The sequence below is a fragment of the Microbacterium sp. VKM Ac-2870 genome (assembly GCF_015350795.1).
GTDB lineage: Bacteria > Actinomycetota > Actinomycetes > Actinomycetales > Microbacteriaceae > Microbacterium.
This window is the reverse complement of sequence record NZ_JADKSH010000007.1, coordinates 53,424-72,402: the sequence shown is the minus strand read 5'-3', so window position 1 is coordinate 72,402 and position 18,979 is coordinate 53,424. Positions and strand designations below refer to the sequence as shown.

Annotated in this window: 22 protein-coding genes; 10 read left to right on the top strand and 12 right to left on the bottom strand. The window is 67.9% G+C overall.

The features are described from left to right. The 3 genes from ITJ43_RS14570 to ITJ43_RS14560 all read right to left on the bottom strand — a co-directional run. Positions 1–329 (bottom strand): transposase (locus ITJ43_RS14570; protein WP_194584579.1); only part of this gene is annotated, 329 nt, incomplete at its 3' end. A 94-nt stretch (positions 330–423) separates the two neighbouring features. Further along, a complete protein-coding gene (locus tag ITJ43_RS14565) occupies positions 424–681 on the bottom strand; it encodes a hypothetical protein (RefSeq protein WP_194584578.1) in 258 nt (85 codons plus the stop codon). Positions 682–700: 19 nt separating this feature from the next. After that, positions 701–1,171 (bottom strand): hypothetical protein, encoded by a 471-nt coding sequence (locus ITJ43_RS14560; protein WP_194584577.1) that lies wholly within the window; start codon positions 1,169–1,171, stop codon positions 701–703. Positions 1,172–1,686: 515 nt separating this feature from the next. On the opposite strand from ITJ43_RS14560, the gene ITJ43_RS14555 reads away from it, so the two are divergent. After that, positions 1,687–2,640 carry a DMT family transporter gene (locus tag ITJ43_RS14555; RefSeq protein WP_194584576.1) on the top strand — a complete coding sequence of 318 codons (954 nt, stop codon included), beginning with the start codon at positions 1,687–1,689 and terminating at the stop codon, positions 2,638–2,640. Between the two features lie 16 nt (positions 2,641–2,656). Here the strand turns inward: ITJ43_RS14555 and ITJ43_RS14550 are convergent, their stop codons facing one another. Together ITJ43_RS14550 and msrB are read right to left on the bottom strand one after the other, a co-directional pair. Then, complete coding sequence (locus ITJ43_RS14550) at positions 2,657–3,283, bottom strand: nitroreductase family protein (protein ID WP_194584575.1); 627 nt, start codon at positions 3,281–3,283, stop codon at positions 2,657–2,659. Next, complete coding sequence (gene msrB, locus ITJ43_RS14545; RefSeq protein ID WP_194584574.1) at positions 3,280–3,696, bottom strand: peptide-methionine (R)-S-oxide reductase MsrB; 417 nt, start codon at positions 3,694–3,696, stop codon at positions 3,280–3,282. The genes ITJ43_RS14550 and msrB overlap by 4 nt, the downstream gene beginning before the upstream one ends. Positions 3,697–3,815: 119 nt before the next feature. On the opposite strand from msrB, the gene ITJ43_RS14540 reads away from it, so the two are divergent. From ITJ43_RS14540 to groL, 4 genes are all read left to right on the top strand, one after another. After that, positions 3,816–4,085 carry a DUF3263 domain-containing protein gene (locus ITJ43_RS14540; protein WP_194584573.1) on the top strand — a complete coding sequence of 90 codons (270 nt, stop codon included), beginning with the start codon at positions 3,816–3,818 and terminating at the stop codon, positions 4,083–4,085. A 9-nt stretch (positions 4,086–4,094) separates the two neighbouring features. Next, positions 4,095–4,664 carry a LytR C-terminal domain-containing protein gene (locus ITJ43_RS14535; protein WP_194584572.1) on the top strand — a complete coding sequence of 190 codons (570 nt, stop codon included), beginning with the start codon at positions 4,095–4,097 and terminating at the stop codon, positions 4,662–4,664. A 146-nt stretch (positions 4,665–4,810) separates the two neighbouring features. Further along, positions 4,811–5,014: a cold-shock protein gene (locus ITJ43_RS14530; RefSeq protein WP_005051075.1), complete on the top strand. Its 204-nt coding sequence runs from the start codon at positions 4,811–4,813 to the stop codon at positions 5,012–5,014. A 144-nt stretch (positions 5,015–5,158) separates the two neighbouring features. Continuing rightward, complete coding sequence (groL, locus tag ITJ43_RS14525) at positions 5,159–6,778, top strand: chaperonin GroEL (RefSeq protein WP_194584571.1); 1,620 nt, start codon at positions 5,159–5,161, stop codon at positions 6,776–6,778. 72 nt (positions 6,779–6,850) lie between these two features. On the opposite strand, the gene ITJ43_RS14520 is transcribed toward groL, so the two are convergent. The 3 genes from ITJ43_RS14520 to ITJ43_RS14510 all read right to left on the bottom strand — a co-directional run bounded on the left by ITJ43_RS14520 (position 6,851) and on the right by ITJ43_RS14510 (position 9,682). Then, entirely contained in the window at positions 6,851–7,138 is a 288-nt protein-coding gene (locus tag ITJ43_RS14520; RefSeq protein ID WP_194584570.1) for a WXG100 family type VII secretion target, read from the bottom strand. Between the two features lie 116 nt (positions 7,139–7,254). Further along, positions 7,255–8,979, bottom strand: coding sequence for a sensor histidine kinase (locus ITJ43_RS14515; RefSeq protein WP_194584569.1), 1,725 nt, complete (start codon positions 8,977–8,979; stop codon positions 7,255–7,257). A gap of 10 nt (positions 8,980–8,989) precedes the next feature. After that, entirely contained in the window at positions 8,990–9,682 is a 693-nt protein-coding gene (locus ITJ43_RS14510; RefSeq protein ID WP_005051066.1) for a response regulator transcription factor, read from the bottom strand. 57 nt (positions 9,683–9,739) lie between these two features. Between ITJ43_RS14510 and ITJ43_RS14505 the strand changes: the two genes are divergently transcribed. Beyond that, positions 9,740–10,759 (top strand): CPBP family intramembrane glutamic endopeptidase, encoded by a 1,020-nt coding sequence (locus tag ITJ43_RS14505; protein WP_194584568.1) that lies wholly within the window; start codon positions 9,740–9,742, stop codon positions 10,757–10,759. Between the two features lie 51 nt (positions 10,760–10,810). Here the strand turns inward: ITJ43_RS14505 and ITJ43_RS14500 are convergent, their stop codons facing one another. The 3 genes from ITJ43_RS14500 to ITJ43_RS14490 are packed head-to-tail and all read right to left on the bottom strand — an operon-like array spanning position 10,811 to position 14,558. Next, on the bottom strand, positions 10,811–12,454 hold the full coding sequence (locus ITJ43_RS14500) for a DNA repair helicase XPB (protein ID WP_194584567.1): 1,644 nt from the start codon (positions 12,452–12,454) through the stop codon (positions 10,811–10,813). Between the two features lie 57 nt (positions 12,455–12,511). Further along, positions 12,512–14,266, bottom strand: a complete 1,755-nt coding sequence (locus tag ITJ43_RS15380) for a helicase-associated domain-containing protein (RefSeq protein WP_194584566.1) — start codon at positions 14,264–14,266, stop codon at positions 12,512–12,514. Position 14,267: 1 nt separating this feature from the next. Continuing rightward, complete coding sequence (locus ITJ43_RS14490; RefSeq protein ID WP_194584565.1) at positions 14,268–14,558, bottom strand: multidrug ABC transporter ATPase; 291 nt, start codon at positions 14,556–14,558, stop codon at positions 14,268–14,270. Positions 14,559–14,680: 122 nt separating this feature from the next. On the opposite strand from ITJ43_RS14490, the gene ITJ43_RS14485 reads away from it, so the two are divergent. After that, the gene (locus tag ITJ43_RS14485; RefSeq protein WP_194584564.1) at positions 14,681–15,064 is read left to right on the top strand and encodes a cold-shock protein; all 384 of its coding nucleotides are present in this window, start codon (positions 14,681–14,683) and stop codon (positions 15,062–15,064) included. Continuing rightward, positions 15,048–15,674, top strand: coding sequence for a DUF3027 domain-containing protein (locus ITJ43_RS14480; RefSeq protein ID WP_194584563.1), 627 nt, complete (start codon positions 15,048–15,050; stop codon positions 15,672–15,674). Before ITJ43_RS14485 ends, ITJ43_RS14480 begins: the two co-directional genes overlap by 17 nt. A gap of 102 nt (positions 15,675–15,776) precedes the next feature. Here ITJ43_RS14480 and serC read toward each other — a convergent pair whose 3' ends face one another. Continuing rightward, positions 15,777–16,895: a phosphoserine transaminase gene (serC, locus tag ITJ43_RS14475; RefSeq protein ID WP_194584562.1), complete on the bottom strand. Its 1,119-nt coding sequence runs from the start codon at positions 16,893–16,895 to the stop codon at positions 15,777–15,779. A 100-nt stretch (positions 16,896–16,995) separates the two neighbouring features. Here serC and ITJ43_RS14470 point away from each other — a divergent pair, with 100 nt between their 5' ends. After that, positions 16,996–17,703, top strand: a complete 708-nt coding sequence (locus tag ITJ43_RS14470; protein ID WP_194584561.1) for a metal-dependent transcriptional regulator — start codon at positions 16,996–16,998, stop codon at positions 17,701–17,703. A 406-nt stretch (positions 17,704–18,109) separates the two neighbouring features. Further along, complete coding sequence (locus ITJ43_RS15375; protein ID WP_323741248.1) at positions 18,110–18,802, top strand: M23 family metallopeptidase; 693 nt, start codon at positions 18,110–18,112, stop codon at positions 18,800–18,802. Positions 18,803–18,979 lie beyond the last annotated feature (177 nt).

Genomic DNA, 18,979 nt, shown 5'->3' with positions numbered 1-18,979 from the left:
TTCGACACCCCAGCCGATAGGCTCCAAGCACTGTTGCGCTGACGGGTTGAGTTCACCCTCGCAGCCTTGAGGATCTCGTTCGCCTTCCGCAACTCCGAGACCTCCTTCTCCAGCTGCTTGATCCGCACGGCCGCCTCGCTCGTGACACCGGGCTTGGTGCCAGCGTCGACCTCGTAGCGACGCTGCCACAACCGCAACGTCTCCGGACTCATCCCCAGCAGCCCGGCCACGTGACGGACCGCGCTCATCATGTTCGGGTGCTCCGGCCGCGCCTCAGCGAGCATCCTGAGCGCCCGCTCACGCATCTCCGGCGAATACTTCCTGTTCATCGTCATCCATCCTTGCTTGAAGAACGGAACGAAAGTCAGGCCGATTCACCTACCAAACCGGTCACGACTGACATGGCTCAGGAGACGTGGCTGCCTAGCGAGTCACGAGCAGTCCGACGATGAGGACGATCATGAGGATGTCCAGCCCGAGCAGGGCCGCGAACGGGGCGGGAGAACCGTCAGTCTTCGCCATACAAATGGCGTGATGGATGGCTGCCGCGACGATTGCGGCCGCAACGAATGGTGCCGTGATCGGTGCGAGCATTGCTGCGACAAGCAGCACAACGCACGCCAACGGGATCAACCATCCCGAGACCCGCCGCGGGCGGGCGTGCACATCGTTATCGTTCATCGCGTGGCGACTCCCTTCGTTAGCCGAGGTTGCAGTTGCCCACGTCGCCAAAGATGGCGCCACTGCTGCCGATCACGCGGGCGCAGCCGGTCGGGGACTGAACGACGACGCCAGCGATGTTGAGCTGGAAGTTGTGCCGTCCAACGGCGTAGCCCCATCCGGAAATGACGCCTTCGGCGTGTGTGGAACCGGTGTAGTTCCATCCGAGGGCGCCGGACGACCCCCCACCGTCGAGGTACGTTGCCGAAGACACTCCGCCGTCCCAGCAGATTCGACCCGTCGTCCAGAAGTCGTAGAGCGCGACGCCGGCTGCGCTCTTGCCTTGCCCGAGCTGCGTCCTCTCACTGCAAGAGCTGCGAGCAGTGGTGCCTGACGCCGGGGTCACCGTTTCAGTCACTTCCTCCGAGACTGGCGTCACTGCATACACGAAGAGATCGTGATCGGCAGGCGACAGCGCTTCGACGGCAGCGTCCGGATCGGCGGAGGCCACCACTCGGTCATAGACTGCCCGGGCGGCCGTGGCGCGGTCTTGTCCCTCAGCGGCGGTTGCCGGACCTGCGGCCAGCGAGAGGCCGAAGACGAGACCCACCGTTGCGAGAGCGGACGCGAGTGCTTTGGCTGGTTTCTTGTTCAAGGTGTTCCTCTGTTCCGTATGTCATTCACTCGTGGCCCTGCCACGAGACACGCTACATCGGCGCCTCGAGAGGCCTCAACGATCGGTGGTTGAACTAGCCAAGAGTTGACAACGTCTCCCCGAGCGTGAGGAACGAGCTGGTGACCGGTCAACCCGTCACCAGCTCGTTCCTCATGACGAGGCTGGCCACTCGACTTCGAACTCGTTATCCACGGCGATGCGTCTAGCGTGTCGCGCCGGCCGCCTCTAGATTCGATCTCGTGGACGACCACGACCCGCATCCCGAACCCGAGACCGTCACCGAAGCGATCTGCATCCTCGGTTACGACTGAACCGCGGTCGCCTTCGATCGGCGTCTAGGCTGAGGAGCCGTGAGCCCTCCGACGACGCATCGCCTCCCAGCTGGCGTTGCGCTCGGCGGAGCCGTCATTGTGGGCGTGCTCACCGCGATTCAGGCTCGCATCAACGGTCAACTCGGCCTGCGCATCGGTGATGGCTTCGTCGCGGCCGTCATCTCCTTCGGCTCGGGCCTCGTCGCGCTGGCCGTCCTCTCCGCAGCCCTTCCGGCCGGGCGTCGCGGATTCGGTGCGCTCGTCCGCGGCATCCGCAACCGTTCCCTTCCCTGGTGGATGCTGGGCGGCGGCCTCGCAGGAGCGCTCACCGTCGCCACACAGGGCCTGGCGGTCGCCGTCATCGGCGTCTCACTCTTCACGGTCGGCGTCGTGGCCGGGCAGACCCTCAACGGGCTGATCCTCGACCGCATCGGTTACGGACCGGCGGGCGTCGTCGCGGTGACCATGCCGCGCGTAGCGGGCGGCGCTCTGGCCCTCGTGGCCGTGGGTATCTCGCTTCAGGGCGGCGTGCTCGACCGGGTACCGATATGGATGCTGTTGCTGCCGTTCGTCGCGGGCGTCGGCATCGCGTGGCAGCAAGCGACCAACGGGCGACTGCGTCAGCGTGTCGGGACGCCTCTGACCGCGACGTTCGTCAACTTCCTCGGCGGGACCGTCGTCCTTACTATCGCCGCGGCAGTGCACGTCGCCCTGGTCGGCGCGCCCGCATCACTGCCCGCAGATGCCTGGCTCTACCTGGGCGGCATCGTCGGAGTGATCTACATCTTCCTGTCGGCAGCGCTCGTCGCCCACACCGGCGTCCTGCTGCTCGGGCTCGGCGTCGTGGTGGGCCAGCTCGCGACGGCGTTCGCGCTGGACACGATCTGGCCCGCCGATGCCGGGCCCGGCTGGGCGACGGAACTTCTCATGGTGATCGTCGCCGGAAGCTCGGTCATCGTCGCCGTCGCGCCGTGGCGCCGGCCTCACGCCTGAGGGGTCCGCGTCGCGTTCAGCGCTTCTTCTTGCCTTTCTTCGCGTCATCTTTCTTCGCCGGAACATCCTTCACGCCGGCCTTCACCGTCGCCGGCATGCGGCTGAGGTGGGCGCGGGGGTCGACGCTCTTGCGGCGACCGGGGCGTGCGCCCGCGGGCTTGCCGCCGACATAGAGCCAGCCGAGAAGCACCTCGTCGCTGCCCAGTCCGTGCGCCTTGGCGACCGCTTTGGCACGGGTGTAGCCACCCGTTCGCCAGATCACGCCCCATCCGGCCTCGTCCAGCAACAGGCTGAGCACATGCGCCACGCCCGAGGCGACCGCCTCCTGCTCCCAGCGCGGAACCTTATCGCTCTTGCGGTAGCTCGCGACGATCGCCAGCACCAGGGGAGCGCGCAGCGGCTTCGTCGACGGTTTGTCGTCGCCCTCCGCCTTCGCGATCGCAGCACCGAGGGCGAGCCGGTCGTCACCGCGCAGCTCGATCACGCGCCACGGGCGCAGCGACGAATGGTCGGCGACGCGTCCGGCTGCGGATACGAGGGTCAGCAGCTCTGCCCGGGAGGGCGCGGCATCCGTCACCTTCGACCACGACCGACGGCTTCGGACGGCCGCGAGTGCGGGGTAGTCGGTCACGGCGTCGATCACGAGGCGTCCGCGTCGTCGACCGGGGTGAACGACAGCGACAGGGAGTTCATGCAGTAGCGGTCACCGGTGGGAGTGCCGAAGCCATCGGGAAACACGTGACCGAGGTGAGATCCGCAGTTTGCGCAGCGCACCTCGGTGCGCACCATTCCGTGGCTGTGATCGTCGATGAGCTCGACCGCTTCGGGGCGCACCGACTCATAGAAGCTCGGCCACCCGCAGTGCGAGTCGAACTTGGTTCCGCTCTGGAAGAGCTCCGCCCCGCACGCGGCGCAGGTGTAGAGACCGGCGCGGCTCTCGTCGAGCAACTCGCCCGTCCACGCGCGCTCCGTTCCCGCTTCACGCAGCACGGCGTACTGTTCGGGGGTCAGCTCCGACTGCCACTGCTCGTCGGTCTTGCTCACGCGATAGGTCATCTTCTGGCTCCTTACTCCGTACCTATTCAACCCGACATGCCGGCGGGTGGGATGCGTCGAACCGGCAGATCGCGCGTGTGGCGCCGCGGATGCGGCCCGAGGCGGCGTTACCGTGAGGTGTGCCCCTGACCGACCGCGACCGCGCTCTGCTCGACTTCGAGTCCCGCTGGAGCGGCCACGACGCGGTGAAAGAAGAAGCGATCCGCGCCGAGCTCGCGCTGGCACCCGCCCGTTACTACCAGCTCATCGGGCGTGTGATCGATGAACCGGATGCCGCGGCATACGACGCCATGCTCGTGCACCGACTGCGACGCCTTCGCGACGTGCGGGCGCGCGAGCGGGCGAGCCGTGCGGCGGCGTCCACGGTTCCCGCGGGCACGGCCCGGTAGCATTCTCTGGTGTCGAGAACGCCCACGCAGAAGGACCGCTTCGATGATCTGCCCTCCGACGGGGGTCGCATCGGCGCTCACCGCGCCGAGAACCCGCGGATGCGCGGCGGCGTCGTCGTGCTGTGGTCGATCATCGCGATCGTCGTGCTGGTTGCCGCCGGCATTTTCGGCACCCTCGTGGTCACAGGCCGGGTGACGCTCTTTCCGTCGCCGAGTGCGACTCCGGTGCCGATCGCGACGGCCGAGCCCGTGGTCGACACGTCGTACAAGGTCAGCGTCCTCAACGCCAGCGCACAGTCGGGCCTCGCGGGGGCCTTCGCACAGAAGATCATCGCGGCGGGGTGGCCGAGCAACGATGTCACCGCCGGCGATGCGGGTTCGTCTTTCCAGACGACCACCGTGTTCTACACCGACCCCGCCGAAGAGGGAGCAGCCCGCGGGCTCGCCCAGACCATCGGTGGCGCCGCGGTTTCGCTGAGCGACGCGTACAAGAGTCTCGTCGATGCTGCAGGAGGCAAGCTGCTCGTGGTCGTCATCGGTGCCGACCGCGCGGATGCCGGCGCCACACCCGCGGGCTGAGCGTCGGTCATGAGGCACGGACTCCTCCGTGTTTCATGCGTGTGAACAGTTCGATGCGTCCATGTCAATACTTGCCGGATCGGCGATGGCGCGTTGTGACCGCTGGTTAGCATTGCGAAGTCCCACCGCAGCATCAGGAGATTCGCATGGCCCAAGGTACCGTCAAGTGGTTCAACGCCGAGAAGGGTTTCGGCTTCATCACCGTGACCGATGGTCAGGACGTCTTCGTCCACTACTCCAACATCGACATGTCCGGATTCCGGGTGCTCGAGGAGGGGCAGACCGTCGAGTTCACGGTTGGCGCCGGACAGAAGGGCCCGCAGGCCGAGTCGGTCCGCGTCGTCGCCTGACGCCGCTCGAGGCGGCGTCGTCCTCCCGCCACGCCCCGTCCGGCGCGGCTTGCACTCGTCATGCCAGAGTGCCAGAATGAGTTAGCACTCCAACCTCGCGAGTGCTAAAGACTCATCCTCACGTCCGGGAGGGACGACACACTTATGGCAAAGATCATCGCTTTCGACGAAGAGGCCCGCCGCGGCCTCGAGCGTGGCCTGAACATCCTGGCTGACGCCGTCAAGGTGACCCTGGGCCCCCGCGGTCGCAACGTCGTGCTCGAGAAGAAGTGGGGCGCTCCCACCATCACGAACGATGGCGTCTCGATCGCCAAGGAGATCGAACTCGACGACCCGTACGAGAAGATCGGCGCGGAGCTCGTCAAGGAGGTCGCCAAGAAGACCGACGACGTCGCCGGTGACGGTACGACGACCGCCACGGTCCTCGCTCAGGCGCTCGTGCGCGAAGGTCTGCGCAACGTCGCAGCCGGCGCCGACCCCATTTCGCTGAAGAAGGGCATCGAGAAGGCCGTCAAGGCTCTCTCCGACGAACTCCTCGCTTCGGCCAAGGAAGTCGAGACCAAGGAAGAGATCGCCGCCACGGCATCCATCTCGGCCGCCGACCCCGAGATCGGCGCGCTGATCGCCGAGGCCATCGACAAGGTGGGCAAGGAAGGTGTCGTCACCGTCGAGGAGTCGAACACGTTCGGCACCGAGCTCGAGCTCACCGAGGGTATGCGCTTCGACAAGGGCTACATCAACCCGTACTTCGTCACGGACCCGGAGCGCCAGGAGGCTGTCTTCGAGGACCCGTACATCCTCATCGCGAACCAGAAGATCTCCAACATCAAGGACCTGCTGCCGATCGTCGACAAGGTGATCCAGGAGGGCAAGGAGCTTGTCATCATCGCGGAGGACGTCGAGGGTGAAGCCCTCGCGACTCTCGTACTGAACAAGATCCGCGGCATCTTCAAGTCGGTCGCCGTCAAGGCTCCCGGCTTCGGCGACCGCCGTAAGGCGCAGCTGCAGGACATCGCAATCCTCACCGGTGGTCAGGTCATCACGGAGGAGGTCGGTCTCAAGCTCGAGAACGCCACCACCGACCTGCTCGGTAAGGCCCGCAAGGTCATCGTCACCAAGGACGAGACCACGATCATCGAGGGCTCGGGCGACTCCGCTCAGCTCGAGGGTCGCGTGACGCAGATCAAGCGCGAGATCGAGAACACCGATAGCGACTACGACCGCGAGAAGCTCCAGGAGCGTCTCGCCAAGCTCGCGGGTGGCGTGGCCGTCATCAAGGCGGGCGCGGCCACCGAGGTCGAGCTGAAGGAGCGCAAGCACCGCATCGAAGACGCCGTGCGTAACGCGAAGGCGGCAGTCGAGGAGGGCATCGTCCCCGGTGGTGGTGTCGCGCTCATCCAGGCCGGCAAGCGTGCATTCGCGAAGCTCGAGCTCGTCGGTGATGAGGCGACTGGCGCGAACATCGTCAAGGTCGCCATCGAGGCTCCGCTGAAGCAGATCGCCCTCAACGCCGGCCTCGAGCCGGGTGTCGTCGCGAACAAGGTGTCGGAGCTGCCCGTCGGTCAGGGCCTCAACGCGGCCACCGGCGAGTACGTCGACATGTTCGCGGCCGGCATCATCGACCCGGCCAAGGTCACCCGCTCGGCGCTGCAGAACGCCGCGTCGATCGCCGGCCTGTTCCTGACGACCGAGGTCGTCGTTGCCGACAAGCCCGAGAAGGCCGCCGCTCCCGCTGGCGACCCGACGGGTGGCATGGACTTCTGAGTCCGAGTCATCACCAGAAAGGCCCCTCTTCGGAGGGGCCTTTCTGCGTCGCTGCTCCGTCCGCTCGTTGCGTCAGCGGAACAGCCCGGCGGCGGACAGCTCGGTCTGCGCGTACTGGGAGCCGGCGTGAGCGAGCGCCGTCCCGATGTCGGCGAGGGCGCTCTCCAGTTCGGTCTGCGCACTCCGCCACCGGTCGATGAGTCCCTGGAACGCCAGGGCGGCGCTTCCGGTCCACGTACCCTGCAACTGCGTGAGCTGACCGAGCATGGCGGCGGTCTCACCCTGCAGGCGGTCCGCCGTCGCGCGGATCGCCCCGGTGGCGCTGAGGACGGCATCCGAATCGACACTGAACGCGGTCATGGTGTCTCCCTTCGTCGAGAAGACCCCACGCTATGCCGGCGCCGATGTCGCTCTCCGCGCATCGGTCTGTCCGGGGGCAAACGCCCGCAGGCCTCCGTCTGGGGAGGAGGCGATGCTCAGTCGTCGAGGCGCAGACGGGGCAGAGGCTGGGTTTCGATGAAGAGGTGCTCGGACGCATCGCGCGATTGCGCCAGGGGGAACGCGACCCGGAAGGTGGCTCCGCCACCGGGCGTCTCGCTCACGTCGATGGAGCCGTGCAGGGCCTCGACGACGGAAGCGACGATCGACAGTCCCAACCCCGACCCACCGGTCTCGCGTGTGCGCGATGTGTCGGCGCGCCAGAAGCGCTGGAAGATCTTCTCGCGAAGCTGCGGGGCGATGCCGTCGCCGTGGTCCATCACCGCGATCCATCCCATACCGGCAGGCTCGTCGACGCCCACGGCGAGCTCGATCGGAGAGCCCTCCGGAGTGTAGCGGCGCGCATTGCCGAGCAGATTGGCGACGACCTGGCGGATGCGGTTCTCGTCGCCGAGGACGATCGGCTCCCGCACCGGTACCGGCACGAGCTCCTCTGCGGGCGGGCTGGCTTCGGCATCCTCACCGGGACGCGGGCGGCGGCGCAGGAGAGCGCCGATCGCGGCCGTCGGCGGGCGGCGCCGGGTGGGTACGTTGGCGGTCGGGGGAGCGGATGCCGGCCGCACCAGCCGTGGGCGCGGCTCATCGTCCACGAAGGCGACCGTGCGTTCCGGTGCCGTCGCGCGGGCATCGAGCACCGCGTCGCGGGCGATGGGACGCAGGTCGACCGGCGCCACGACGATGTCGCGGCGCTCGTCGAGGCGGGCGAGGGCCAGCAGGTCTTCGACGAGCCCGCCCATCCGGATCGCCTCCTTCTCGATGCGTTCCATCGACTGCGCGGTCTGCTCATCGCCGGAGATCGCGCCCATGCGGTACAGCTCCGCGTAGCCGCGGACGGTGACCAGGGGAGTGCGCAGCTCGTGGCTGGCGTCGCCGATGAAGCGCCGCATCTGCTGCACAGTGGCGTCGCGCTGTCCGAGAGCCTGGTCGACGCGGTCGAGCATCGCATTGATCGCCGTCTTGAGCTTGCCGACTTCGGTACCGGGTGCGACATCGCCCATACGCTGTCCGAAGTCGCCGCGGGCGATCGACATCGCCGTCTGCTCGACCTGACCGAGGCTGCGGAAGGCGAGGGTGACCAGCCACCGGGTCAGGAGGGCACTCGCGAGGATGGTCAGCAGCGCCAGCACGCTGTAGATGCCGACGAAGCTCGCGACGGTCTGGTTCACCGGCGTCAGCGGCAGGGCGAGCAGCTGCACGTTGTTCTCCCGCGCCCCCGGAATCGTCAGGATGTCCACCGCCGCGTGGAAGGTCGTCTTTCCGTCCTCGGAATGGAGGTCGAACGGAGCAGTCCCCTGAATGAGCGTGCGATCGAGCCCGAACGTCGCGGGGAACACCGGAGCGTTGTCCGATGGCGGGCCGCCTGTGGCGAGCCGCGTGCCGTCGGGCCCGTACACGGCGATGTAGAACGAGGTGAGCGGCGGGTATTCCGCCGGGGCGAACTGCGCGATGCCGTCGACCACCTGCACGCTCAGCAGGCTGCTCGCCTGATCGAGCGTGACCGTCTGGCTGATCGACTGGTCGCGTTCGGCGATCTGGGCGTTGCGAAGGAACACGCCGGTGCCGAACCCGGCAGCGAGCAGCCCCACGGTGAGCACCGCGACGGTGACGCCTGTCACCTTCGCGCGCAGACTGATGCCGCGCCACCACAAGGTGAGGCGGTCGTTCTTCTTCGCGTGTGCCGCGTACACGCCGTCCGCCGTCATCGACTCGCGATCAGGTGGTCTTGCCGGCCTTCAGCATGTAGCCGAAGCCGCGCTTGGTCTGGATGAGCGGCTCCGATGAGTACGGATCGATCTTGCGGCGGAGGTACGAGATGTAGCTCTCCACGATGCCGGCGTCGCCGTTGAAGTCGTACTCCCAGACGTGATCGAGGATCTGCGCCTTGCTGAGCACCCGGTTCGGGTTGAGCATCAGGTAGCGCAGCAGCTTGAACTCGGTGGGAGACAGGTCGATCGAGACGTCGCCGACGGTGACGTCGTGCGTGTCCTGGTCCATCGTCAGTTCACCGGCGCGGATGGTCGACTCCTCGTCGGCCTGCATCGTGCGCCGCAGGATCGCCTGGAGGCGCGCGACGATCTCGTCGAGGGAGAAGGGCTTGGTGACGTAGTCATCGCCGCCGGCGTTGAGTCCCTCGATCTTGTCTTCGGTCTCGTCTTTGGCCGTGAGGAAGAGGATCGGCGCGGTGTAACCGGCGCCCCGGAGACGCTTGGTGACGCTGAACCCGTTCATGTCGGGCAGCATGACGTCGAGGATGATGAGGTCGGGTTCTTCCTCGAGCACGGCCGAGATGGTCTGCGCGCCGTTGGCGACGGCACGCACCTGGTAGCCGGCGAACCTCAGGCTCGTGACCAGCAGGTCCCGGATGTTCGGTTCGTCGTCCACGACGAGGATGCGCGGTGCGGTCATAGCCCCATCCTGGCATCGCAACCCATCCCTTTGCTGGATATCGGACAAGATGGATGGATGACGACGCCCGCGCCGCAGGTCCCCGTCCCCCCGTCCTTCATCCCATCTGCGCCGGTGGCGGCGACCCCGGTGCCCCGTGCCCTGCCCGCCGACGCGGTCACCGGCGGTCTCGCTTTTCACCGGCTGCTGTTCGCTCGACGCCGTTCGGGATGGTGGACTCCGCTGGCGACGGGCGCGCTCGGACTCGCGATCTACTTCGGGTTTCTCCTCGTCGTGATCATCGCCGCGGTGATCGCCACCTTCCGCGATCCGGGGCGTCTCGACAGCCTGGCACGCCTCTCGGACAGCGGCGGGGTCGACATGGGCGACCCCCTGCTGGTGGCCCTCCTGCTCGGCACGATCGCCCTCATGCTGCCCTCGTACCTGCTGGCGTCGCTCGTCGTCAACGGCCGTCGCGTCGGACTGATCTCTTCGGCCGCCGGACGGCTGCGCTGGCGGTGGATGCTGCAGTGCACCGGGGTGGCCGTCGCGCTGTCGCTGGTGCTGTCGGCGGTGAGCCTCCTGCTGCCTTCCGAGGGTGACACGCCGGCCACGGCGCCGAACGCACTCTGGCCGTTGGTGCTGGTTCTGGTGATCGTCCTCGTGCCTGTGCAAGCGGCCGCGGAGGAATACGTCTTCCGCGGATACCTCATGCAGAGCATCGGCCGGTGGCTCCGGCATCCGGCATTCGCCATCTTGCTGCCGGTGCCGCTGTTCGTCCTCGGCCACACGTACGACGTGCTCGGCCAGACCGGGGTGGGGCTGTTCGCCGTTGCTGCCGGATGGCTCACGTGGCGGACGGGCGGACTCGAAGCCGCGATCGCGCTGCACGTCGTCAACAACCTGTCGGCCTTCTTGCTGGCGCTCGCCGCGGGCTCGAACCCGACCGAGAGCACGACGGACGTTGTCAGCTTCCTGTGGTCGTTCCTGCTCATCGGCGGGTATGTGGGCGTCGTGGAGTGGATGCTGCGGCGTCGGCCGCTGCCGCGCACGCTCGTGCTGGCGCCGCCGATGCCGATGATGGCGCCGGCGCACTGACGGCGAGGAGCGCAGCGACGAGTCGAAACGCCCCGCGCCGAGGCAGCCGACCTAGGCGGCGGCGAGGCTGTCGGCGTCGAGGATCGTGTAGCTGTAGCCCTGTTCCGCGAGGAAGCGCTGGCGGTTCTGCGCGAAGTCCTGATCGACGGTGTCGCGCGCGATCAGGGTGTAGAAGCTCGCGGTGTGGCCGTTCGTCTTCGGCCGCAAAAGCCGGCCGAGCCGCTGGGCTTCCTCCTGGCGCGACCCGAATGAGCCCGAGACCTGGATTGCGACCGACGCCTCCGGAAGATCGATCGAGAAGTTCGCCACCTTCGAGACCACGAGCACCGGAATGCGGCCCTCACGGAAGGCGCCGTAGAGCTCTTCGCGTTCGTCGACCGGTGTCGCCCCGGTGATCTTCGGCGCCGCCAACGCGTCGGAGAGGACATCGATCTGATCGAGGTACTGACCGATCACGAGAATCTGCTCGCCCGCGTGCCGCGCGACCAGTTCTTTCACGACGCCGATCTTGGCGTGGGCGGTCGCAGCGAGCCGATAGCGCTCGTCGTCGGCGGATGCCGCATATTCGAGACGGTCCGAGGCGGGCAGATCGACGCGCACTTCGTAGCAGACCGCGGGGGAGATGAAGCCCTGGGCTTCGATCTCCTTCCAGGGCGCGTCGAAACGCTTGGGGCCGATCAGACTGAAGACATCGCCCTCGCGGCCGTCCTCGCGCACGAGCGTCGCCGTCAGACCCAGGCGGCGGCGCGCTTGGAGGTCGGCGGTGAGCTTGAACACGGGCGCGGGCAGCAGGTGCACCTCGTCGTAGACGATGAGTCCCCAGTCGAGGGCGTCGAGCAGCGCCAGGTGCGCGTACTGACCTTTCCGCTTGGCGGTGAGGATCTGATAGGTCGCGATCGTGACGGGCTTGACCTCTTTCGCCTGACCGGAGTACTCGCCGATCTCCTCGGGCGTGAGCGAGGTGCGCTTGAGCAGCTCGTCGCGCCACTGGCGTGCGCTGACGGTGTTGGTCACGAGGATGAGGGTGGTGGTCTTCGTCTCGGCCATCGCCGCCGCGCCGACCAGCGTCTTGCCCGCGCCGCAAGGCAGGACGACGACGCCCGATCCGCCTTCGCTGAAGATGTCGACCGCCTGGCGCTGATACGGACGCAACGTCCAGCCGTCTTCGTGCAGGTCGATCTCGTGCGGCGTCCCGGGGGTGTAGCCGGCGTGGTCCTCCGCCGGCCACCCGATCTTCAGAAGCTCCTGTTTGATGTGCCCGCGCGCCCAGGCATCGATCAGATACGTGTCGGGCGAAGGGTGGCCGATCAGCAGCGGCTGGATGCGCTTGTTCTTCGCCATCTCCGCGAGGACGGCCGGATCCGAACCTCGCAGGACGAGCGCGTCCTCGGCATCCCGTTCGATGACGAGACGCCCGTACCGGTTGACGGTTTCGCGGATGTCGATCGACACCGATGCGGGGACGGGAAAGCGCGACCACCGGTCGAGCGTCGCCAGCATGTCGTCGGCCGTATGCCCGGCGGCACGGGCATTCCACAGTCCGAGGCGCGTGACGCGGTAGGTGTGGATGTGCTCGGGTGCGCGCTCGAGCTCGGCGAAGATCGCGAGCTCGTGCCGCGCCGCCTCCGCCTGCGGATGCGCGACTTCGAGCAGCACGGTTCGGTCGCTTTGCACGATGAGAGGGCCGTCAGCCATAGCGACCCAGTCTATCGGGGCGTGCGGCGGTGGCGGTCGCTCCAGGCGACGCGGTGATCAGGCAGGGCGGATGCCGCTGATGCTGGAGACCGGTAACGTGCGTTCGACGTCGACGGTGCGATCGAGTCCGCGCAGGCGCCCACCGCCGAGGCCGGTGGCTTCGATGGTGAACTCACGCTCGGTGCCGTCGGGCATGCGGACGGTGACGATGATGGTGGCGCGGGCACGCACGGCCTGGTCGAGTTCACGGCCGAGCCACGCGGCGTCGGCGTCGCCGCCCTGTGCCGAACGCAGTCGCGACACCAGGATCGTGTACGTCTCTTGGGCGTCGGTCGGCGCCGGCGGGTCTGCCGCCAGCCGGTGCCGGTCCAGCGTGCGGCGGGTGCCCGTGGCATCCACGGCAACGACCGGGTAACGGGCATCGGCGATCATCCAGAAGGCGGTGTCCGGGCCGCTTCGGGTCACGAGGTCGGCGCCGTCCGCGACGAGTCCGAGCGGACGCAGCGCCTGATCGACGGCAAGCGTGCGCAGCAGCGCCTCGTCGTCGCTGCGCACCCGTGTGCGGCCCTCGCTGTCCGGTCCGACGCGCAGCGTCCCGTGGATGCGGGCGGTGCGTTCGATCTCGTACGCGAGAGGTTGTGGCAGCCCGGTGAGCGAGAGTCCGGTCAAGAACTCGCGCAGAGAATCAGCGCTCTCACCGGCCGTCAGGGCGTCGGCGATGGTCTCCGTGGTGAAGCGATACGTCGACGCCTGCGCGTGCGACTCGCGGTTGGCCATGGATCGCAGTCGCATGTCGAGCTGTGGAGCAAGGGGACCGGGTGCGATGGCAGTGAGGTCGTTCTGCAAGTACACCCGATCGACTTCCCCGGGCAGCAGCGCGGCCAGCCGCTCGAGATCTGCGGGTTCGAACGCTGCATCGCCTGTGGCCTCGTTGCGAAACGCTCCCCGCGCCCAGGTGGTCGGTCGGTCGGCATCGTCCAGCACGGCCCATCGCTGCAGCAGTGATCGGAGTGTGCCGGCGCGCGCGGGCCACGTCGGATCCAGCGGGTAGGCGCCGGTCCACTCGGAAGTCGGGAGCCACCCGCCTTCGTTCTTTCGCAAGCCCGCCGGCATGCTCCCGAGAAGCGCGGCGGCGACGTCGGTCCACCGCGTGAGCGTGTCGCTGCGCAGCCACTGGCCGCCGTGGGCGGTGACGAGCCAGGTCTTGTCCTGCCCGGCCAGAAGCCCGGTGCGCTCCGCGATCACGACCAGCTCGTCGGCGGTGGATCCTTCTTCGACGATGCCGGCCTCGATGAGTCGGCGACGATCGGCGGCGCCGAGGGTACCGGCGCCGATGCGTCCGAACGGGTGCGCGAGGGCGGCATGCAAGATATCGGCGAGCGATGCGAGCGAAGCGAACGCCCGTTCCGCGGCTCCCGCGTCGTCGGAGGTCGTGCCGCCATCGACGGCCGAGCCGCCCCCGGCAGACGAGGAGGGTGCGAGTCGCCCCTCCGCGCGCGCGGCCTCGAGCGCCGCGGCCACGGCGCCGTACGGCATCCCGTCCTCATCGACGAGCGCGAGGCTCTGCAGGCGGTCGCGGACATCGCCCGCGGCGAGGGGGGCATCCGTCGTCATCGCCGCGAGTTCGTCCGTGGTGAGGCGGGCGAGGGCGCGTTCGACGGAGGGCGTGTCGAGCAGCGCCTCTGCCGCGTCGAACGCATCGTTCCAGGTCACGGTCGGCGAGATCTGTCGCGCGGCGAACAGTCGGACGAGGGCGTCGTCGCTGCACTGCACAAGGAGCTGTGCGAGAGCGCGCGCGTCGGAGGCGGTCACGTTACCGGCCCTGGCCGGCCCTGGCCTTCCGGACGAAGGTCATGACGAGAACGACCATCAACAGAACGAACGCGACGATAGGGGCGATGTAGACGAGTGTGCCCACCAGCGGCCAGGCGCCTTGCCCGAAATCGTCGTGCTTCATTCCGGTTGCCGAGCCGATCATGATCGCGACGAAGCAGATCACCGACAGCAGCAGCAGGCCGAGGGACATGAACGCGAGCACGCGGTCGATCTGCCGGACCGGAAGGTCGTCGGCGGAGCCGGGTGTGCGAGAGCGCGAAGAGGGCATCGGCTTTACCCTACTGCGTCCCCGCCCTGGTCGCGGCGGTGCCGTAGGCTGGAGTAAGGGGCGGACCGTCCCCAAATGTCACCGCGCCCGGACTTCGGGCGCCGATGAGCGAGGTTGTTGCGATGCCCACCGGCAAGGTCAGGTTCTACGACGACGAGAAGGGTTTCGGCTTCATCACCACCGATGACGGCCAGGACGTCTTCCTGCACGCCACGGCCCTCCCTGCGGGCACCGAGGGACTCAAGGCCGGCACTCGCCTCGACTTCGGCGTCGCCGACGGCAAGCGCGGACTTCAGGCGCTCGCCGTGCGCGTTCTCGATGCTCCCGTCAGTCTTTCCAAGCGCAATCGGATGAAGCCCGACGACATGGCCGTGGTGGTCGAAGACCTCGTCAAGCTGCTCGACAAGGTGGGCGGCGATCTGCGCCACGGTCACTACCCGAATGCCGGTCAGGGCAAGAAGGTCGCGGCGATCCTGCGCAAGGTGGCCGATGAACTCGACGCCTGAGTCGGACGACTCCGGCACGCCGGAGCCGCAGCAGCGCTCGACGCCCGTCGTCGCCGACGACCGTCTGCTCGACGCGCACGATCTGGCGCTGGCGGCTCTGCATGAGATCACCCCCGCAACCACCGTGGGCGCCGCCGCGGGATACACCGTGGAAGACGACGGTGTCGTCTCCCTGCGGTTTGCGAACTCCATGGAGGGGTATCCGGGTTGGTTCTGGACGGTGAGCCTCGCCGTGGTCGACGACGCTGACCCGACCGTGCTCGAAGTCGAGTTGCTGCCGGGCGAGGGGGCGCTGCTGGCGCCGGACTGGACCCCGTGGGCTGTGCGGCTGGCCGAGTATCAGGCGGCCCAGGCCTTGTTGGCCGCCGAGCGTGGCGGGGATGACGAGCATGATCTCGACGACGATGATCTCGACGAGGACGACCTCGATGCGGAAGACGACGACGCCGAAGATCTCGACGATCTGGATGCCGCGGACTTCGACTCCGACGGTTCACCGATCCTGCACGCGGGTGACCTCGACGGTGTCGACATCGACGAACTCGACGAGTCGGACCCCGATGAGGACGACGACGACGAGGACGACGAGGACGAGCTCGTCGAAGGATGATCCGGCCGAGCGCAGGACGGCACCTACCGCGTCAGCGCCCATCCTCGCGGTGATCGGACGGCTTGCAGGTGCAGTGACTGCTCAACGACCGGGGCGGGGTGCTCAGCCGCGCATGCCCTCGATCGTGTAGTCGATCGCCTTGATGAGCTGGCGGACGTCGGCAGGCTCGATCGAGACGAAGGTCGCGATGCGCAGCTGGTTGCGACCGAGCTTGCGGTAGGGCTCGGTGTCGACGATGCCGTTCGAGCGGAGGCTGGCGGCGACGGCCGCGGCATCCACCGTCTCATCGAAATCGATCGTCACCACCACCGGCGAGCGGTCGGCGGGGTTCGCCACGAACGGGGTCGCGACCGCCGACGCCTCGGCCCACTCGTACAGCGCCGACGACGATTCCGCCGTGCGGGCTGCCGCCCACCCCAGGCCGCCGTGCGCGTTGATCCACTCGAGTTGCTTGTCGAGAAGGAACAGCGTGGCCACGGCCGGGGTGTTGAGGGTCTGGTTGAGGCGGGAGTTGTCGAGTGCGTTCTTCAGGCTGAGCGACTCGGGGATGTAGCGATCGGATGCCGCGACCCGCTCGATCCGCTCGACGGCCGCCGGGGAGACAGCCGCGAACCACAGTCCGCCGTCGGAGCCGAGGTTCTTCTGCGGGGCGAAGTAGTAGACGTCGGCCTGCGAGACGGCGAAGTTGATGCCGCCGGCGGCGCTGGTCGCATCGATGACCGTCAGGGCGCCGTCGTCGCCGACCACGCGCTGGATCGGTGCGGCCACGCCCGTTGAGGTCTCATTGTGCGGCCACGCGTACACGTCCACACCCTCGACGGCTTCGGCGACGGTGCGGGTGCCCGCCTCGGCCTTGCGCACGTCGGGAGCCTCGAGCCACGGCGCGGCGGCTGCGGCGGCGAACTTTCCGCCGAACTCGCCGAACACCAGGTTCTGCGCGCGGTGCTCGATGAGGCCGAATGCCGCGGCATCCCAGAACGCGGTCGACCCACCGTTACCGAGGATGATCTCGTAGCCGTCGGGCAGGCGCAGCAGGTCGCTGAGCCCCATGCGCACCTGGCCGACCAGGTTCTTTATCGGCGCCTGGCGGTGCGAGGTGCCCATGAGCACCGCACCCGGTCCGGAGAGGGCAGCGAGCTGCTCCGGGCGGATCTTCGACGGGCCGCAACCGAAGCGTCCGTCGGCGGGCAGGATCTCGCGGGGCAGCGTGACGTGGGCCATGCTCCCGATTCTAGGGTGAGCCGGTGGGCGGTCCCGCCGGGAGGCCGTAAGAAACGGATAGGCTGGAAACACACCCCTGAACGCGCACCGAGGCCTACAAATGACCGATCTGATCGACACCACCGAGATGTACCTGCGCACCATCCTCGAGCTCGAGGAGGAGGGCATCGTCCCCCTGCGCGCGCGCATCTCCGAGCGTCTGGGCCACTCCGGTCCGACGGTGTCGCAGACGATCGGGCGCATGGAGCGCGACGGCCTCGTCGTCGTATCGGACGACCGCTCGCTGGAGCTCACGACCCCGGGTCGTCAGAAGGCGATCGATGTCATGCGCAAGCACCGGCTCGCCGAGCGCCTGCTGAGCGACGTCATCGGGCTGGACTGGGCCTACGTGCATGAGGAGGCGTGCCGCTGGGAGCACGTGATGAGCGAGCTCGTCGAGCGCCGCCTCATCGAGCTGCTCGGCCACCCCACCGAATCCCCGTACGGCAACCCCATCCCCGGTCTCGACCAGCTCGGCGACGTCCCCGCGCGCACCTTCCACGAGGGCGTCGTCGGCCTGGTGCGCCACATGAACCACACCGGTGGTCCCGTCCGTGGCACCGTGCGTCGCCTCGCCGAACCGGTGCAGGTCGACCCCGAGCTGCTGGAGCAGTTCCGCGATGCAGGGGTCGTCCCCGGCGGCGTGGGCGAGTTCCGTTTCAGCGAGGGATACGTCCTAGTGCAGATGGACGGGAAGACCGACGGACTCGAGCTGCCGGTCGAGGTCGCCTCGCACATCTTCCTCGTCGACGCGGTGCCGCAGGACTGAGCGTCACCCGGGAAGCGCCTGGGCGTGAACACCTGTGCGTGACTTATTCGTTACCTTCCGGTAGCCTCGGAATGTCCACGTGGCGAGAAGCCCGCCACGGACCTCCGCACGAATTGCCTCATCGGTTCGTCGTTCGCGCGGTGAAGCCCGTACATCTGTGCCCGACACCGAGTGCCGACGAACCAGCAACCTGCCTCTGGGGAGGCGTTGCAGAGGCGCCGGAGGACAATTGGCTGATCAGTTAGACGCGTCGCAGGAGTCACCCGAGGCCCCGACGACGACACCCGCTCTCCGGAGCCGTGTGCGCCGCGTGGCGCTCACCCGCTCCGCGCCTGAAGCTCCCGTCTCTCCCGTGCGACCGCGTCGCCCCCGCCGCACGGGCCACCCGATTCGTAGCCTCATCACGGTGGCCGCCGTCGGAGGGCTCATCGCTACCGTCGCGATCGCGCCCGCCTTCGCTGCGTCGAGCGGCAATTCCGCCGAAGCCGTCACCTTGCAGCAGGTCGCTGCGGAGAACAAGCAGTCCCTCGTGATCGCGTCCGAGGCGACGCCGGCGGCCCTGGCCCGCGACAGCTACTCCGCGACCACGCCCGAAGAAATCCAGTCCAAGAAAGACGAGGATGCCGCGAAGGCGGCGGCCGCTGCGCGCATCACTGCGGCATCCGCGGCCTCGGTATACAGCGGTTCGCTCGCCGAGACCATTGCTCCGGCCGGCTCCGTCGTGCGCCCGTTGCCCTTCTTCAACCACTTCGGCGAGCCGTACCCCGGCCACAAGGGCACCGACTACATGGTCGACCGGTACACGCCCATCAATGCGATCGCTGACGGCGTCGTCGTCGAGTCGAGTGAAGACGGCCCCGGCTGGGGTGTGTACGTCAAGATCGCCCACAACATCGGCGGCAACACCGTGACCTCGCTCTACGCGCACATGTCGTACGGCACGCGTCGCGTCGTCGTGGGCGACACCGTGCGTGCCGGACAGATCATCGGACAGGTCGGCGACACCGGACGGGCGTTCGGCACCCACCTGCACCTGGAGATCTACGTGAACGGTTCGTGGACCAACGCCGAGGACTTCCTCGTCGCGAACGTCCGCTGACACCTCGTGCCGCGCGACACGCGGCATCCGTTCACCTTCTCGTCGCCCGCCCTGTCGCTGCGTGCGTTAGCCTGATCCCGACGCTCGCACAGCCGAGGGGGAGCCGATGGACACGAGACCTCGCATTCGAACCGTGAATGCGCTCGGTCGCTATGTCCTTCGGCATCGTGTGCACGA

Coding starts and splice junctions, on each gene's coding strand:
- ITJ43_RS14505 (WP_194584568.1), top strand. CDS start 9,740: ATGACGACGCCCGCGCCGCAGGTCCCCGTCCCCCCGTCCTTCATCCCA.
- ITJ43_RS14510 (WP_005051066.1), bottom strand. CDS start 9,682: ATGACCGCACCGCGCATCCTCGTCGTGGACGACGAACCGAACATCCGG.
- ITJ43_RS14470 (WP_194584561.1), top strand. CDS start 16,996: ATGACCGATCTGATCGACACCACCGAGATGTACCTGCGCACCATCCTC.
- msrB (WP_194584574.1), bottom strand. CDS start 3,696: ATGACCTATCGCGTGAGCAAGACCGACGAGCAGTGGCAGTCGGAGCTG.
- ITJ43_RS14530 (WP_005051075.1), top strand. CDS start 4,811: ATGGCCCAAGGTACCGTCAAGTGGTTCAACGCCGAGAAGGGTTTCGGC.
- ITJ43_RS14490 (WP_194584565.1), bottom strand. CDS start 14,558: ATGCCCTCTTCGCGCTCTCGCACACCCGGCTCCGCCGACGACCTTCCG.
- serC (WP_194584562.1), bottom strand. CDS start 16,895: ATGGCCCACGTCACGCTGCCCCGCGAGATCCTGCCCGCCGACGGACGC.
- ITJ43_RS14565 (WP_194584578.1), bottom strand. CDS start 681: ATGAACGATAACGATGTGCACGCCCGCCCGCGGCGGGTCTCGGGATGG.
- groL (WP_194584571.1), top strand. CDS start 5,159: ATGGCAAAGATCATCGCTTTCGACGAAGAGGCCCGCCGCGGCCTCGAG.
- ITJ43_RS14485 (WP_194584564.1), top strand. CDS start 14,681: ATGCCCACCGGCAAGGTCAGGTTCTACGACGACGAGAAGGGTTTCGGC.
- ITJ43_RS14520 (WP_194584570.1), bottom strand. CDS start 7,138: ATGACCGCGTTCAGTGTCGATTCGGATGCCGTCCTCAGCGCCACCGGG.
- ITJ43_RS14500 (WP_194584567.1), bottom strand. CDS start 12,454: ATGGCTGACGGCCCTCTCATCGTGCAAAGCGACCGAACCGTGCTGCTC.
- ITJ43_RS14480 (WP_194584563.1), top strand. CDS start 15,048: ATGAACTCGACGCCTGAGTCGGACGACTCCGGCACGCCGGAGCCGCAG.
- ITJ43_RS14515 (WP_194584569.1), bottom strand. CDS start 8,979: ATGACGGCGGACGGCGTGTACGCGGCACACGCGAAGAAGAACGACCGC.